Source organism: Terriglobales bacterium, from assembly GCA_035561515.1.
Classification (GTDB): Bacteria; Acidobacteriota; Terriglobia; order Terriglobales; family Acidobacteriaceae; genus DATMXP01.
In genome coordinates, this window is sequence record DATMXP010000028.1 from 17541 (window position 1) to 32994 (window position 15454).

Sequence of the window (15454 nt, forward strand, 5' to 3'; positions counted from 1 at the left end):
CCGATCATAAGAGGATGGAATGGCACAGGAGAGCGCACAGCAACAACAGGCAAACATCGATTCGATTCTTCGTGAAGAACGCAAGTTTGAGCCGTCTCCGGAGTTCCGCCAGCATGCATACATAAAAAGCATGGCGGAGTACGAGCGGCTGTATAAAGCTGCGGCTGAAAATCCGGAGCAGTTTTGGGGCGACATCGCGAAAGACCTGCACTGGTTCAAGCCGTGGACGAAGGTCCTGGAGTGGGATTGCCCGTGGGCAAAGTGGTTCGTAGGCGCAGAGACGAACATTTCCTACAACTGTCTCGATCGCAATATCGAAAATGGCAAGGGCAATAAAAAGGCGCTTATCTGGGAAGGCGAACCGGGAGAGATTCGTACTTACACTTACAAGCAACTGCTCGACGAAGTGAGCAAGTTTGCCAATGCATTGAAATCTCTCGGGGTGAAAAAGGGCGACCGTGTCACGATCTACATGGGCATGTGTCCCGAACTGCCGATTGCCCTACTCGCGTGCGCGCGCATCGGCGCTCCGCATTCGGTCATCTTTGGCGGCTTCTCTGCGAACGCGATCGTTGACCGCAACAACGACTCTCAATCCGTTGCTTTGATTACGCAGGACACCAGCTACCGTCGCGGCAACGAAGTCAGGCTGAAAGATACGGTGGACGAGGCGCTCGAGAGCTGTCCAAGCGTGAAGCATGTCATCGTTTACAAACGGTCCGGAACGAAGGTGAACATGAAGTCCGGCCGCGACCACTGGTGGCATGACCTGATGGAGAAGGCTTCGCCGGAATGCCCGGCTGAGCCGTTGGATTCCGAGCACCCGCTGTACATCCTTTATACGTCGGGAACGACGGGCAAGCCGAAGGGCGTGGTACATACGACCGGCGGGTATGCGGTGGGAACTTACATCACCACAAAGTGGGTTTTTGACCTGAAGGACGACGATATCTATTGGTGCACGGCTGATATCGGCTGGGTAACGGGACACAGCTACATCGTTTACGGACCGCTGCAAAATGGCGCCACCTGCGTGATGTACGAAGGCGCGCCGAACTTCCCGGAGCCGGACCGGTTCTGGAGCATCATCGACCGGCACAATGTCACGGTGTTCTACACGGCGCCGACGGCAATCCGCACATTTATCAAGTGGGGCGATGCGTGGCCGAACAAACACAAGCTGAGCAGCCTGCGGCTCCTAGGCACCGTTGGTGAACCGATCAATCCGGAAGCATGGATGTGGTATCGCGAGGTGATCGGCAAGAACAAGTGCCCGATCGTCGATACATGGTGGCAAACGGAGACGGGAGCCATCATGATCTCACCTCTTCCAGGTGCGATTCCCACCACGCCAGGAACCGCAACGCGGCCTTTCCCGGGAGTTGCGGCGGATGTCGTCACCCTCGATGGACAACCGGTGCCGCTTGGCTCGGGTGGATATCTTGTCGTCAAACAACCGTGGCCCGCGATGTTGCGCACCGTGTGGGGCGATCCGGATCGCTACAAGGCAAATTACTGGTCGCAGATCCCCGGCATGTACTTCACCGGTGACGGCGCCCGCAAGGACAAAGACGGCTACTTCTGGATCATGGGTCGCGTGGACGATGTGCTCAACGTGTCGGGCCACCGGCTCAGCACGATGGAAGTGGAATCGGCCCTTGTCGCTCACCCCAAAGTCGCCGAGGCGGCGGTCGTCGGACGTCCGGACGACCTCAAGGGACAGGCAATCTCGGCCTTCGTGACGCTGGAGCAAGGCAACGATCCAAGCGACACCCTCAAAGATGAACTGAAGAAGTGGGTGGTGAAGGAGATCGGAGCGCTGGCTCGTCCAGACGACATTCGGTTCACGGACATGCTGCCGAAGACGCGAAGCGGCAAGATCATGCGTCGTTTGTTGCGCGAATTGGCGAGCAGCGGTGAAGTCAAAGGTGATACGACCACGCTGGAAGATTTCACGGTGATTGCACGCTTGAAGGAACAGGACGAGGCCTGATTTCAATCACTTACGTCGATAACAGAAAAGGCCGGCTCGAAAAGCCGGCCTTTTTCATTCATGTACGCTCGAAACTGAAACATATCGTTTTCAGCCTGCATCCATTAGACTGATTAGTTTGCTTATACCCTTGGAGTCCTTCTAGAGTTTTGGAGCCGCAGTTACAACCACAACCGCGCCTGGTGTCCGTAGATCTGGTCCGGGTGTTCGCCATGGCGCTGATGGTGCAGGGTCATACGCTTGACGTCCTGCTGACCCCGCAGGTTCAGAGTGCCTCCTGGTACAACTTCTGGCTGTTCTGCCGCGGCTTTACCGCTCCCATCTTCATGACGCTGGCGGGCTTCTCGTTCGCGCTGGCGACGTCGAAGAAGTGGACCGACCACATCCAGTTCGGCTCTCCGGTTTACAAGCGCATCCGCAGGTTCGCGTTCTTCGTGCTGCTCGGCTACGCCATGCGCTTCCCGGTACATTCCGTTCGCGACCTCAAATGGGTTGCGCCCGAGCATTGGCAGACGTTCCTTCAGGTCGACGTGCTACAGACTACCGGGTTTACCCTGATCGCGCTGCAACTGCTTGTGCTGGCTCTTCGGAGCAAGAAGCTGTTCATCGGCGTATCGCTGGCACTGTCATTCAGTATCGCGTTCATGGCTCCACTGGCTTGGAACAGTGGCCTGATCCAGTCTCTGCCGCTGGCAATGAGGTCGGCGCTTGTTGGTACAGGCGGATCACTTTTCCCGCTGATCCCCTGGTCGGCATACTTGTTCTTCGGCGCGGCCGCCGGATTCAGTTACACGATGTACCGCCAGTCGAAGACTTCCCTGCTGCGACTGGCAATACCCGTCGGGATGGTCCTGATGCTTGCGGGCGTGAAACTCGAACATGCTTCGCACGCCCTGTACGGCGACGCGAGTTTCTGGCCTTCGACTCCGCATTTGTTTATCACGCGAATCGGTTTTGTAATGACCGTGATGGGTCTGGCAACATTTATCGAGGGATTTGTCAGGCCAAAAGCTTCGACGATTCGTTCCCTTGCGGAAGAATCACTGCTCGTTTATTTCGTCCACGTGGCGTTGCTGTACGGTTCGATGTGGAACCCCGGGGTCAAGCAGTACATGGGCGGCACCATGGGATTCTCCCACGCCTATGTTTTCGTGCTCCTGATGATCAGTTCGATGATGACGATGGCCTATTTTTGGAACCGTGCCAAGAAGGGTTATCCCACGCCTAGCTATGCGTTCCGGACTGCAATCTTTGCGGTAGCAGCGATAGCGATCGCTTAGTCCCCGCAGCCTCCAAGCGTCATCAGCTTGTCTTTCGCCATGAGGTCGGGCTTCGATGCCAGGAAGTTATGGGCCTCCACGCAGAACGGACACTTGCCCAAGGTGACTTCGGCTTCCCATCCGTCGCGTCCCTTGAGGAAATAGCGGTCTCCGTCATCCTTCTTCAGTTGCATGATGACTTCTTCCACCATCAGGACGCGCGACCAGCCGTCCTGATCGCCGAGTCCGACGTGGGTTATGTGGCGCTGCGGGTCTTCGGTCTTAGCCGCACGAGTCGCGCAGACGATCTGATACCGCGCCAACTTATCGCTCCTGCTGGAACATGTAGCGTCCGCCTTCGCGTTCGGCGAATGACTGGGCGATATCCATGAATGCCCGGGCAGCATGAGAGAGAGTGGCATTCTTTCGATAAACGAGCCGTACCTTACGCTCGAAGACCAGGTCCCGGCATGGAACACGTACGAGTTCGCCACGCTCCAATTCGTTCTCTATCGTGATTGCCGGGATCAGCGCAACTCCATTACCCATTGCGACGAACTTTTTTAACGCCTCGATGGTGGGCATCTCGACATCCATGTGAAGTGGAACTTTGCGCTTATGGAAGGTCTCAAGGACCTTAGCACGGTACGGTGATGCGACATGATGGGCGACGAAGTACTCGGCTCCCAACTGGCGGATGCTGACTTCCTTGGATCGCGCGAGCGGATGATTTGGCGGAACGACGAACGCCAGTTCGTCACGATAAACAAGAATGGAGCGCAGGCTGTCGTCCGGGCGAAAAGTGAGAACGCCCATCTCGACACTGTGATTGAGCAGTTCGTCGGGGATGCGGCTTGCGAGCGAGCGCTCAATGATAACTTTCACCATCGGATGAAGCCGCCGGAAGTCGTTAAGCACGGGCAACAGATAGAGGCACGTAAGCTCGTTGGCCGCGATGCTGAGCTTGCCCTTGGTCATCTCACGCAACTCCTGGAGTGCGCCGATGGCTTCGGTTCTCATGTTGAGCAGCTTCTCGGCGTACTCGAGCAGTACGCGCCCGGTATCGGTGAGAATGCCTTCGCGCGAAGAACGATCAAACAGCGATTCGCCGATCTCGTCCTCCAGTTTGCGGACGGTCTGGCTTACCGCAGGTTGGGTGCGATACAGCTTCTTTGCGGCTCGAGAGAAGCTGCCTTCTCTGGCCACGGTCAAAAAGGTCTCCAGTTGGAATAAATCCACGAATGTCCCCTTGCACTTGGGATGAAAGTAAAGCTTATATCATAAGCCTACATTATCTTTCAAGAATAACTATAAACTTGTCTTATTTACCCGACGGCTGCACCCTACTTGTGGGCACCTTGCCCGAACAAGCAGGAGGATCCCCCAAATGCAGCGAGCCCGAGTACAGATTTTCGATACCACATTGCGCGATGGTGAACAGTCGCCCGGTTGCAGCATGAACCTGGATGAAAAGGTCCGCATGGCCCGCCAGCTCGACGTGCTGGGCGCGGACATCATCGAAGGTGGGTTCCCGATCGCATCCGATGGCGACTTTGAATCAGTACGCGCGATCGCGGAAGAGATCAAGCGGCCGAAGGTCGCCGGACTTGCTCGCTGCACGCCGATGGATATCGAGCGCGCATACGAAGCCGTAAAGGTTGCGGCGCACCCGCGTATCCATGTGTTCCTGGCAACATCGGACATTCACCTGCATTACAAGCTGAAGATCAGCCGCCAACAGTGCCTTGAACAGGCGGTCCAGGCCGTGAAGTTCGCGCGCTCGCTTTGCGAAGACATTGAGTTTTCCGCCGAGGATGCGACCCGTACGGATCTGGATTTCCTGTGCGACGTTTCGGAAGCCGTCGCCGAGGCGGGCGCCAGTACGGTGAACCTGCCGGATACGGTTGGATTCAGCCTGCCATCCGACATGACGCGGATCATCTCCGCCGCCTGTGCGCGTACACGCAAGTACGGCACCGTTCTCTCTACCCATTGCCATAACGATCTTGGCCTGGCGGTAGCGAATTCGATCGCCGCCATCGAGGGCGGTGCGCGCCAGGTGGAATGCACCATCAACGGCATTGGCGAGCGGGCCGGTAACGCCGCGTTGGAAGAGATTGTGATGACACTCCGCGTGCGCGCCGACATGCTGCCGTACGACACAGGCATTGTCAGCGAACAGCTCTATCCAACAAGCCGCCTACTGACCGAGATGACCGGCGTACACGTGCAGGCCAACAAGGCCATCGTCGGACGCAATGCTTTTGCGCACGAAGCCGGCATCCACCAGGACGGCGTGATCAAGAATCCGTTGACGTACGAAATCATGGCGCCGAAGTCGGTCGGCGTTCCGGAAAATAAGCTCGTGCTCGGCAAACACTCCGGGCGGGCAGCGCTCGGCTTCCGTTGCGGCCAACTCGGATACTCCTTCGATCGCCGCCAGCTCGACAGCGTTTACAAGAAGTTCGTCACTCTCGCCGACCAGATCAAGGTTGTCGAAGATCGGCATCTGCTCGCGATCATTCGCGAAGAATTTCCCACGTTGGGAATGCCAGTAGAGGCAGCGACCACTGCCGCAGTTTCCACTTCGATGGGAAGGGCATAGACTCGGCTTTAAAGGTTCAGTGACAAGGTTATGAAGTTAAATATTTGTGTTCTCCCGGGCGATGGAATAGGTCCAGAAGTTACGCGCGAGGCAGTCCGCATATTGCGTTTCGTGGCTGAATCGCAGAACTATGATTTTCGTTTTACCGAGCGTTCCGTAGGCGGAAATGCCATTCGGCAGTTTGGCTCGTCTTTTCCTGACCAAACCGCCGAAGTGTGCCTGAAAAGCAACGCAGTCCTGCTTGGGGCTGTTGGAAGTCCTGAGTTTGACAACCTGCCTTCAAAGGAGCGCCCGGAAGCGGGCTTGCTTGCGCTTCGCAAAACGCTGGGCGGATTCGCCAATCTGCGGCCTGCGATTGCTTATCCGGCGATTGCCGACTGCTCGCCCATCAAGGCGGAAGTTCTCGGCAAGGCGGACATCCTCTTTATCCGTGAGCTTCTCGGGGGCCTTTACTTCGGACAGCCGCGCGGATTCGAGGGCAAGCGCGGCGCGGCGTTCAATACCATGCGCTACACGGTCGAGGAGATCGAGCGGGTGGCACGCGTAGCGTTTGAACTCGCCCGGAAGCGCCGCAAAAAAGTAACGAGCGTCGATAAGGCCAACGTGCTGGAAGTTTCGCAACTCTGGCGCGAAGTCGTGACCTTGATGGGCAAGGAATATCCGGACGTGAAGCTGGAGCACATGTACGTGGATGCATGCTCTATGCGGCTGATCACCCATCCAACATCGTTCGACGTTGTGCTCACCGAGAATCTGTTCGGCGACATCCTTTCCGACGAAGCCGCCGCATTAAGCGGATCGCTCGGCATGCTCTCGTCTGCGACGATCGGCGGCAGCGTGGATCTATACGAACCGGTACACGGGTCGGCTCCCGACATTGCTGGGAAAGGCATCGCCAATCCGTTGGGTGCGATCGCTTCCGTCGCCATGCTGCTTCGCCACACGGCTAAGCTGGAAGAGGACGCGCGGGATGTGGAAGAGGCCATTCGCGACGTACTGAAATCCGGATACCGGACGCCTGACCTCAATCCCAACGGAAAGCACAAGAACGTGCTTTCGACCGAGCAGATGGGAAAGATGGTTGAGCACAAATTGGCGGAGGCTTTCGATCGCCGCCGTGCCTATCACGCCGTTTAGCGATGCCGAAACCAAGGACACTGTTCGAGAAGTTGTGGGATTCGCACGTCGTCTGCACACCAGACGACCAGCCTCCGATTCTCTACATCGACCTGCACCTGGTACATGAGGTCACGTCTCCGCAGGCGTTTGATGGACTTCGTGCGGCCGGCCGAAAGGTCCGCCAGTCGAAGCGCACAATTGCCACCATCGATCACAATGTTCCGACCTCGCCGGGACATCTGCCGGTGCTTGATCAGATCGCTGCCAAGCAGATGGAAGCACTGCGCAAGAACTGTGCCGAATTCGGAATCAAGCTATACGACGTAGATTCCCCGGAACAAGGCATTGTGCACGTGATCGGTCCGGAGCTTGGGCTGACTCAGCCAGGGATGACGATCGTTTGCGGCGACAGCCATACCAGCACGCATGGAGCTTTCGGCTCGCTTGCCTTCGGCATCGGCACAAGCGAAGTGGAGCATGTGCTGGCCACGCAGTGCCTGCCGCAACAGAAGCCGAAAACGATGCTCATCCATGTAAGCGGCAATCTGGCTGCCGGTGTGACGGCGAAAGACCTGGCCCTGGGAATCATCGGAAACATCGGCACGGATGGCGGAACTGGCTATGCGATCGAGTTCGCCGGAGAAACCGTCCGTGCGCTTTCGATGGAAGGCCGGATGACGCTCTGCAACATGAGCATCGAAGCAGGCGCGAGAGCCGGGATGGTCGCTCCTGATGAGACCACGTTCGAGTACGTCCGTGGAAGACGCTTCGCCCCGAAAGACTTTGACGCTGCGGTTGCGAACTGGAGAACATTAGCCAGTGACGACGGCGCTACTTACGATCGGGTGGTCGAAGTGGACGCATCGAAGTTCGCGCCATTTGTGACCTGGGGAACCAGTCCCGGGATGGTGGTGCAGATCACGGATCGAGTTCCAGATCCGGCGCACGTGGCCTCGGAAGTGGATCGAAAGTCTGCCGAACGCGCGCTCGAGTACATGGCTTTGGAGCCGAATCAGCCGCTGGAGTCGGTGAGCGTAGACCGTGTGTTCATCGGTTCGTGCACCAATTCGCGCCTGGAAGATCTTCGTGTCGCTGCAAGAGTTGTAAAGGGCTATCGTGTCGCCCCGAAGGTTAGCGCAATGGTGGTGCCGGGTTCTTTCCAAATCAAGCAGGAAGCGGAAAAGGAAGGTTTGGACAAGATCTTCCGCGAAGCCGGGTTCGACTGGCGCGAGGCCGGATGCTCCATGTGCCTGGGAATGAATCCCGACATCCTGCAACCGGGCGAGCGTTGTGCTTCGACATCGAACCGGAACTTCGAGGGGAGACAGGGGCGTGGTGGACGTACACACCTTGTAAGTCCCGCCATGGCGGCAGCAGCTGCCGTAACCGGCCATTTCACCGATGTGCGTCGCTGGGAGTTCAAGTAATGCAGCCGTTTCGCGTACATACCGGACTCGTCGCGCCACTAGATCGCGCGAACGTCGATACGGACCAGATCATCCCCAAGCAGTTCCTCAAACGGATCGAGCGGACGGGCTTCGGCCAGTTCGCGTTCTATGATTGGCGGCTCCGTCCTGACGGAACTCCGAATGATTCTTTCGTACTGAATCAGCCAGACTATGCCGGCGCAAGCATCCTGGTGGCCGGAAAGAACTTCGGTTGCGGGTCTTCGCGCGAACACGCGCCATGGGCACTGGCGGACTATGGTTTCAAGGCAATTATCGCGCCGACATTCGCCGACATCTTCTACAACAACTCGCTTAAGAATGGATTACTGCTGGTGAGGTTGAGCGAAGTTGACGTTGCCGAACTGCTGAAGAAAGCCAAGACAAACGGCTATCAGCTCACAGTCGATCTGGAGCAATGCCGAGTTCATGACGACAGAGGATTCGAAGCTTCGTTCGAGATTGACCCATTCCGCCGCAGATGCCTGCTGGAAGGGTTGGACGATATCGGATTGACGCTCAGATTCGCCGACCAGATCGCGGCCTACGAGCAGCGGCACGTATAACTCGCCATAGCGCAACCATTTAGCTATTTCGTAAGCGCTTTAGAATCATGCGGTCAGAGGCGGACAGCGTTCTCGCCGCCGATGCTTCACCGCCGCCCCGCTCGGATTCGACTCTCTCTCCTCAGTTGCGACCTTGTCACAGTTTCTGCATCGAATGGAGTGTTAGGATAAAAAAAGTCACCAGTAACCGGCGTAAGCACGACGGTGGCGTATAGCACTCAGCTTTTATCCGGGAGAGGAAAAGGAATGGCGAGTAATCTGATTCAGGAAGTCACCGATGCCAACTTCGATCAGGATGTTTTGAAGTCCGATCAGCCGGTGGTAGTTGATTTTTGGGCGGCGTGGTGCGGACCCTGCCGCGCCCTGGCACCCGTCGTGGACGAGGTAGCCAACCAGTATCAGGGCAAAGTAAAAGTCGCAAAGATGGACGTGGACAAGAACGTCGCGACTCCCCAGCGCTACAACGTTCGCGGCATCCCGACCCTGTTGATCTTCAAAGGCGGCCAAGTTGCCGAACAGATCGTCGGATACGTCCCGAAAGAGACGATTGAGAAGGCTATTAATAAGCACGTGGTTGGGTAACCCAAGAACTCAAGATTAAAAAGCCCGGCTCAGCGAAGCCGGGCTTTTCTGCTTCAAGGGAGAAAAGAAGCTAGTACTTCCTGAGAACTCCAATCACTCTTCCCTGCACCTCGACGGTATGCGCGGGAACTACGATAGGCTGCATCCTAGTATTCGACGGTTGTAGCCGGATCTTTTCGCCTTCGCGATAGATACGCTTCAGGGTCGCATCCGATCCTTCTACCAGGGCTACCACGATCTCGCCGTCGCGGGCTGTTTTGGCGCTTTCGACGATCACGTAGTCGCCCTCGACGATGTGCTCGTCCTGCATGGATTCGCCAACAACCTTCAGGACGTAGACGTCTTTGGAACCTGCGAAATCGGATAGAGACAGCGTCTCTGGATTCTCAACGGCTTCGATCGGGCGCCCCGCAGCGATCCGGCCCATCAGTGGCAAGGTCAGCGGCGGGGGAGCCATGGTCTTCTTCAAACCGCCCTTAGGCGGGATGACATCAATCGACCGGCTTCGGTTGTAGTCGCGCTTGAGCAGGCCCTTCTTTTCGAGGTTGGAGATATGTTTGTGGACGGTGGCCAGCGAACTCAGGCCCAGGCCTTCGCCGATCTCCTCAAACGAAGGGGAGTAGCCGTTCCGCGCCACGAAATCGGAAATGAAGTCGTAAACCTGTTTCTGGCGCCGCGTAATAGCCATGCGCATGCCGTCCTAGCCAAGAAGTCAGAGCCTGAACTTCGGCGTAAGTATCGGCGAAAGGAAGGCGAAAGTCAATACTTCTCTTAAAGTGCGCGATGTAAGCGAAATGCTCAATTGCCGCGCCTATTACCTCCGCATACAATACCCAAACTCAGCGGATGGCTCGCTCACGGAGTAAACTGGTCTCGGTCTCATGTCGGAAATCGCAAAGCGCCTGGAAAGAGCGGAGAAATACCTTCAGAAGGGGAAACTGACTTCGGCGCTGGAAGAATTCCGTGAGGTCATCCGCGAAGATCCCTCGAACGACTCGGCCCGGCAACGTGCCGCCGACCTGTGCCTTTCGCTCGACCTCTCCAGCGAAGCTTGCTGCTATCTGGGCGATATTTTCGATCATGCCGTTGCCCTCGGACGCAGCCCCGAGGCAATCAATACCTACAAGAAACTGGCGCGCCTGACTTCTCCGGGGATCGAACGCACCTTCAAGTACGCACAATTAATCGAGCGCTCCAGTCCCCGCGAAGCGCTCGACAGCCTCAAGTCTGTTTTTCAGGCTTACATCACGAATGGTGATCGCGCCCAGGCGATGCAGACCATCAAGCGCATCGTCTCGCTCGAACCCTGCTCCGAGAACCTTAAGCGCGAAGCGGATCTGGCCGTGGCAATGGGCGACAACCGCAGCGCGGCGCTGTCGTTCCTGCAACTGGGCCGCATGGAGGAAGACAGCGGGCGCGATGGCGCTGCAATGTTCGAGCGTGCTTACTCGCTGGATCCCGAGAACCCCACAGCCGGGCTATCGCACGCACGCTGCCTCCTGCGGGACAGTCGCGCCGAGCAGGCCGTTGAAGTGCTCCAAACCGTCAAACTAGATACGACGGAATATCTCGAGTTATTCGCGAACGCCCTGCTGCTGGCCAACCAACCAGAGAACGCCGAACCCGTAATCACCCGGTACTACAAGCAGTCACCTGGCGCGATGCCTCTTATTGGAGAGGTGCTGAACTCATACATTTATAACGGCAAAACCGTTGAGGCCATCCATTTTGCCCGCGAGATCGAGCCTGAGATCAGCAAGCGCGGCGATATGCGCGATTTCCTGGGTTTAGTGAACGACCTGGTGCAGCGGCAGAATCCGGGGGTCGAGTTTCTTGAGTATCTGGCCCAACTTTTCAACACCGCGAATCGCGAACACGAATACTGCGACACTCTGCTGAAGCTCTTCGAACTGCACTTTGCAAATCGCAATTACATGAAAGCAGCCGAGTGCCTGGACCGCGCGTCAGAGGTGGATGCTTACGAGCCCGGCCATGAAGAACGCCTCGAATTGCTTCGCGGCAAGATCGATTCGAATCGCTTCAATTCCATTGCTAACCGGATCACGACGGTAACGCGAACCACAACCGCTGAAGCGACAGAAGATGATATTGAAGTCGAGCCGGAACCAGAAAAGCCGCAGGAGCCGACGATCCTGGAAGACCTGATGCTTCAGGCAGAAATCTTCCTGCAGTACTCCATGCGCTCAAAAGCCGTTGAGAGGCTCGAGAGAATTAACAAGCTCTTCCCACGGGAAGAGGAGAAACACGAGAAGCTCCTGAGCCTCTTCAATGCTGCCGGGTTCACTCCGAAGTACGAGGATGCCAGCCAAGCGCAGCAAGCGACATCGACGGCGGTTAACAATGAGAACGCTGTCGATAACTTCGCGCGGGTGACGGAAATTACGCGCAATATCGCGCGACAATCGAGCATCAAATCCGTTCTGTTCACCACGGTCAACGACGTGGGACGGCACTGGAACGTTTCGCGGTGCGTTGCAGGTCTGAGCGCACCGGGGAAACCTCCGTCGGCTGCGATGGAGTACTGTGCATCTGGTGTGCCGAAATCTGACGTCATGGGACTTGCCCGATTGATCTCGACTCTACAGACGCAAGCCGTCGCCGCCGGGGGGCCAGTCTCATTCGAGAAAGCACAAACTGCGCCGGAACTCTCGTCAATTCGCCAGGTCCTGATCGCGCAAAAGATTGAATCGCTGATCGCCGTTCCGATGAAGGATGGCGACGAACACATCGGCATTGTCATTCTCGAACAGTGCGGAAATGCCCGAATATTCCGCAAAGTGGACCAGATTGTTCTGAACACTATCTCGGAGCAGATCGTGATCGCGGTCAACAACGCGCGTCTGCGGAGCCTGGTGAAGAGCCTTGCTCCCACGGACGAAAAGTCGGGGCTGCTGCGCCGCTCGTCTTACCTCGACGTCCTTCTATCCGAGGTTCAGCGCAGCCTGCAAACGAAGTCTCCCGTCACGGTCGTGCTCATGAACTTCGGTTCCGCATCGGCATTGGTCAAGGAAGTAGGCGAGCCCACGGTCGAATTTGCCATGCAGGAGGTCGGTCATGTGGTTACGGCCAACATCCGGCAGAGCGACCTGGCGGTACGTTACGGGCTCACTACCATCGCGCTCATTCTCTCCGATACCACTGACAAGAATGCTTTCTTTGTAATCGACAAGTTGCGGAAGAAGACCGCCACGATGCGAGTGCCCGGGAAGAACGACCCTGTGACACTGACGGCCGGTATCGCCGAACTCGTGATGCAGTCCAAGTTCGAAGCCGTGGACATCGTGACTGAAGCGATCAACCGAGTGGAGAGCGCCCTCGAAATTGCCCGCCATGAAGGCGGCAACAGCGCCCATGCTTTGGCTCCCATGTTCGAGGCAAACGCCGTCAGCGCCTGATTTGTCCCACCCTCTGCCCCGCTGATACACTAGTTCGTTTTCGAACGGTCGTTCGAACTTTTCTGGGGTGCAATGCCAAATAGTACCGACATCGTCATTGTCAGCGGCGTACGCACGCCGATGGGCCGTTATTGCGGCAAATTGAAAGACTTTACCGCCATGGAACTTGGCGCCGCAGCAGCCAAAGGCGCACTTGAACGCGCCGGAGTGGACCCAAAGGACGTTGACCACGTCGTCTTCGGAAATGCCCAGCAGACGTCTGGCGATGCTCTCTATGGCGCGCGTCACGTGGGATTGCGGGCGGGCGTCCCCATCGAGACACCTGCGTTGACAGTGAACCGCCTGTGCGGATCGGGCATGCAGTCGCTGGTCACGGCGGCGCAAATGATCCAGTTGGGCGAGGCCAACGTCGTTCTTGCGGGCGGAATGGAGTCGATGTCGCAGGCTCCGCACGTAATCCGCGGCATGCGATGGGGCGTGGGTCTTGGCGAAGGCAAGCTCGAAGACTCACTGATGGTCGCATTGCTCGACACCTACTGCGGTCTTTACATGGCGAATACTGCTGAACTTTATGCAGAGCAGCAAGGCATCACACGCGAGATGCAGGACGAGTTCGCACTGCGCTCACAGAGGTGTGCGGATGATGCGTACAAAGCCGGCCGCCTTCAGGAAGAACTTGTTCCCGTTCCGCTGAAGAACCGCAAAGGCGAACCAAGCGGCGAAATGTTCACGGAAGACGATCATCGCCGTCCAGAAACTACGATCGAGAGCCTGCAAAAACTGAAGCCCGCATTTGGCAAGAATGGTTCCGTAACCGCTGGAAATGCCAGCGGGATCGTCGACGGCGGGGCCGCCGCGGTCATGATGAATTTGGATGAAGCGCAGAAGCGTGGGCTGAAGCCGCTGGGGCGTATCGTCAGTTGGGGCATTGCTGGTGTGGATCCGAAGATCATGGGCAGTGGTCCGGTACCCGCGTCGAAGATGGCGCTGAAGAAAGCGGGGCTAACCCTTGCAGACGTCGACCTGATCGAAGTCAATGAAGCGTTTGCCGCACAATACTTGGCGGTCGAAAAAGAACTCGGACTCGATCGCGAGAAGGTGAATGTCAACGGCGGTGCCATTGCCTTGGGCCATCCGCTGGGCGCGACAGGGACGCGGTTGGTGATTACACTTCTTCACGAACTGCGGCGGCGCGGAAAGAAGTACGGCCTCGCGACGGCTTGTATAGGTGGTGGACAAGGGATCGCAGTGATCGTGGAAGCTTTTAAGTAATAACCGCGGATTGCGCGGATTGTTACGGATTTGGAGAAACCGATGGAAATCAAGAAGGTAGGCGTCTGCGGTTGCGGTCTGATGGGCTCGGGCATTGCGCAGGTTTCGGCGATGGCCGGATTCGACGTGGTCGTCCTTGAGGCTGACCAAAAGTATCTCGACAAAGGCTTCACGGGAATTCAGAAGTCACTGGCGAAGTTCGCCGAGAAGGGCACTCTGAAGGAATCGGCGGAAACTGTTTATGGTCGTCTAAAGGGCACAACCAACGCCCAGGATCTCGCCGACTGCGACATCGTGATCGAAGCCATTATCGAGAACGTACCCGACAAAAAAGCGCTGTATTCCAAGCTCGATGGCATCGTGAAGGAGGGGGCAGTGTTCGCGACGAACACGTCTTCCATTTCCGTAACGGAACTGCTCACCGCCACCATGCGTCCGGAACGCTTTGTTGGGCTGCACTTCTTCAATCCGGTTCCGCTGATGAAACTAGTGGAAGTCGTGCGTACGATTGCCACGGACGAGCAGGTCTTCGAAGCGGCCTTCAATTTCGCCCGGAAACTGAACAAGATTCCCGTCCGCACCAGCGACAAGACTGGCTTCATCGTAAACCGCCTGCTGGTTCCCTACTTGCTCGATGCGATCCGCGCCTACGAAGAGGGTGTCGGCTCCATCGAGGACATCGATTGGGCAATGCGCCTGGGCTGCGGCTATCCGATGGGCCCGTTCACGCTGCTCGACTTCGTCGGTCTCGACACCACGTACTACATCACCCACGTGATGTTTGATGAATTTAAGGAGCGCCGTTTCGCCGCGCCCCCGCTGCTAAAGCGCATGGTGCTAGCGGGCTGGTATGGTCGCAAAAGCGGCAAGGGATTCTACGATTACACCAATCCCGAGAAGCCGGTGGCGAACGATGCGGCTTTGCGCGGTTTCGCCGCTGAAGCACGGCACGCAACCGGAGCTTAGGCGTGAGCGAAGTTGTTTATATGCCGCTGCTCGACGAAGGCACTGAAACCTGGCGCCCAGTTCACGCGGCTTTGTTGCACGACGATGTCTACGAAATTGAAGTAGACGAGGAGCCCCAGGGCGAACGCTGGATGTTTCCGCCGCGGTCGCACGTCCGTTGCCGTGAGCATGTCTTTCACGATGGTCATCGTGGACTGCTGGCGTATGAACTAGTGGAGTAAAAAGCTGTCA

General features: G+C 57.1%; 14 protein-coding genes. 11 read left to right on the forward strand and 3 right to left on the reverse strand.

The window, feature by feature from the left end:
* Positions 1 to 19 precede the first annotated feature (19 nt).
* Entirely contained in the window at positions 20 to 1993 is a 1974-nt protein-coding gene (gene acs / locus VN577_14235; protein HWR15983.1) for an acetate--CoA ligase, read from the forward strand.
* 149 nt (positions 1994 to 2142) lie between these two features.
* The gene (locus VN577_14240) at positions 2143 to 3273 is read left to right on the forward strand and encodes a heparan-alpha-glucosaminide N-acetyltransferase domain-containing protein (GenBank protein HWR15984.1); all 1131 of its coding nucleotides are present in this window, start codon (positions 2143 to 2145) and stop codon (positions 3271 to 3273) included.
* Here the strand turns inward: VN577_14240 and VN577_14245 are convergent.
* Together VN577_14245 and VN577_14250 are read right to left on the reverse strand one after the other, a co-directional pair.
* Entirely contained in the window at positions 3270 to 3575 is a 306-nt protein-coding gene (locus tag VN577_14245) for a hypothetical protein (protein ID HWR15985.1), read from the reverse strand. The genes VN577_14240 and VN577_14245 overlap by 4 nt on opposite strands.
* Position 3576: 1 nt before the next feature.
* Positions 3577 to 4491 (reverse strand): LysR family transcriptional regulator, encoded by a 915-nt coding sequence (locus tag VN577_14250; protein ID HWR15986.1) that lies wholly within the window; start codon positions 4489 to 4491, stop codon positions 3577 to 3579.
* A 148-nt stretch (positions 4492 to 4639) separates the two neighbouring features.
* Between VN577_14250 and VN577_14255 the strand changes: the two genes are divergently transcribed.
* The 5 genes from VN577_14255 to trxA all read left to right on the forward strand — a co-directional run bounded on the left by VN577_14255 (position 4640) and on the right by trxA (position 9569).
* Positions 4640 to 5857 (forward strand): 2-isopropylmalate synthase, encoded by a 1218-nt coding sequence (locus VN577_14255; GenBank protein ID HWR15987.1) that lies wholly within the window; start codon positions 4640 to 4642, stop codon positions 5855 to 5857.
* A gap of 30 nt (positions 5858 to 5887) precedes the next feature.
* Positions 5888 to 6994, forward strand: coding sequence for a 3-isopropylmalate dehydrogenase (gene leuB, locus VN577_14260; protein HWR15988.1), 1107 nt, complete (start codon positions 5888 to 5890; stop codon positions 6992 to 6994).
* Positions 6995 to 6996: 2 nt separating this feature from the next.
* Positions 6997 to 8403: a 3-isopropylmalate dehydratase large subunit gene (gene leuC, locus VN577_14265; GenBank protein ID HWR15989.1), complete on the forward strand. Its 1407-nt coding sequence runs from the start codon at positions 6997 to 6999 to the stop codon at positions 8401 to 8403.
* Entirely contained in the window at positions 8403 to 8987 is a 585-nt protein-coding gene (gene leuD, locus VN577_14270) for a 3-isopropylmalate dehydratase small subunit (GenBank protein HWR15990.1), read from the forward strand. Before leuC ends, leuD begins: the two co-directional genes overlap by 1 nt.
* A gap of 246 nt (positions 8988 to 9233) precedes the next feature.
* A complete protein-coding gene (trxA, locus tag VN577_14275) occupies positions 9234 to 9569 on the forward strand; it encodes a thioredoxin (protein HWR15991.1) in 336 nt (111 codons plus the stop codon).
* Positions 9570 to 9639: 70 nt separating this feature from the next.
* On the opposite strand, the gene lexA is transcribed toward trxA, so the two are convergent.
* Entirely contained in the window at positions 9640 to 10257 is a 618-nt protein-coding gene (lexA, locus tag VN577_14280) for a transcriptional repressor LexA (GenBank protein HWR15992.1), read from the reverse strand.
* A 193-nt stretch (positions 10258 to 10450) separates the two neighbouring features.
* Here lexA and VN577_14285 point away from each other — a divergent pair, with 193 nt between their 5' ends.
* The 4 genes from VN577_14285 to VN577_14300 all read left to right on the forward strand — a co-directional run bounded on the left by VN577_14285 (position 10451) and on the right by VN577_14300 (position 15444).
* Positions 10451 to 12985: a diguanylate cyclase gene (locus tag VN577_14285; GenBank protein ID HWR15993.1), complete on the forward strand. Its 2535-nt coding sequence runs from the start codon at positions 10451 to 10453 to the stop codon at positions 12983 to 12985.
* A gap of 72 nt (positions 12986 to 13057) precedes the next feature.
* Positions 13058 to 14257, forward strand: a complete 1200-nt coding sequence (locus tag VN577_14290) for an acetyl-CoA C-acetyltransferase (protein HWR15994.1) — start codon at positions 13058 to 13060, stop codon at positions 14255 to 14257.
* Between the two features lie 42 nt (positions 14258 to 14299).
* A complete protein-coding gene (locus VN577_14295; protein ID HWR15995.1) occupies positions 14300 to 15223 on the forward strand; it encodes a 3-hydroxyacyl-CoA dehydrogenase family protein in 924 nt (307 codons plus the stop codon).
* Positions 15224 to 15225: 2 nt separating this feature from the next.
* Complete coding sequence (locus tag VN577_14300; protein ID HWR15996.1) at positions 15226 to 15444, forward strand: hypothetical protein; 219 nt, start codon at positions 15226 to 15228, stop codon at positions 15442 to 15444.
* Positions 15445 to 15454: the final 10 nt, after the last annotated feature.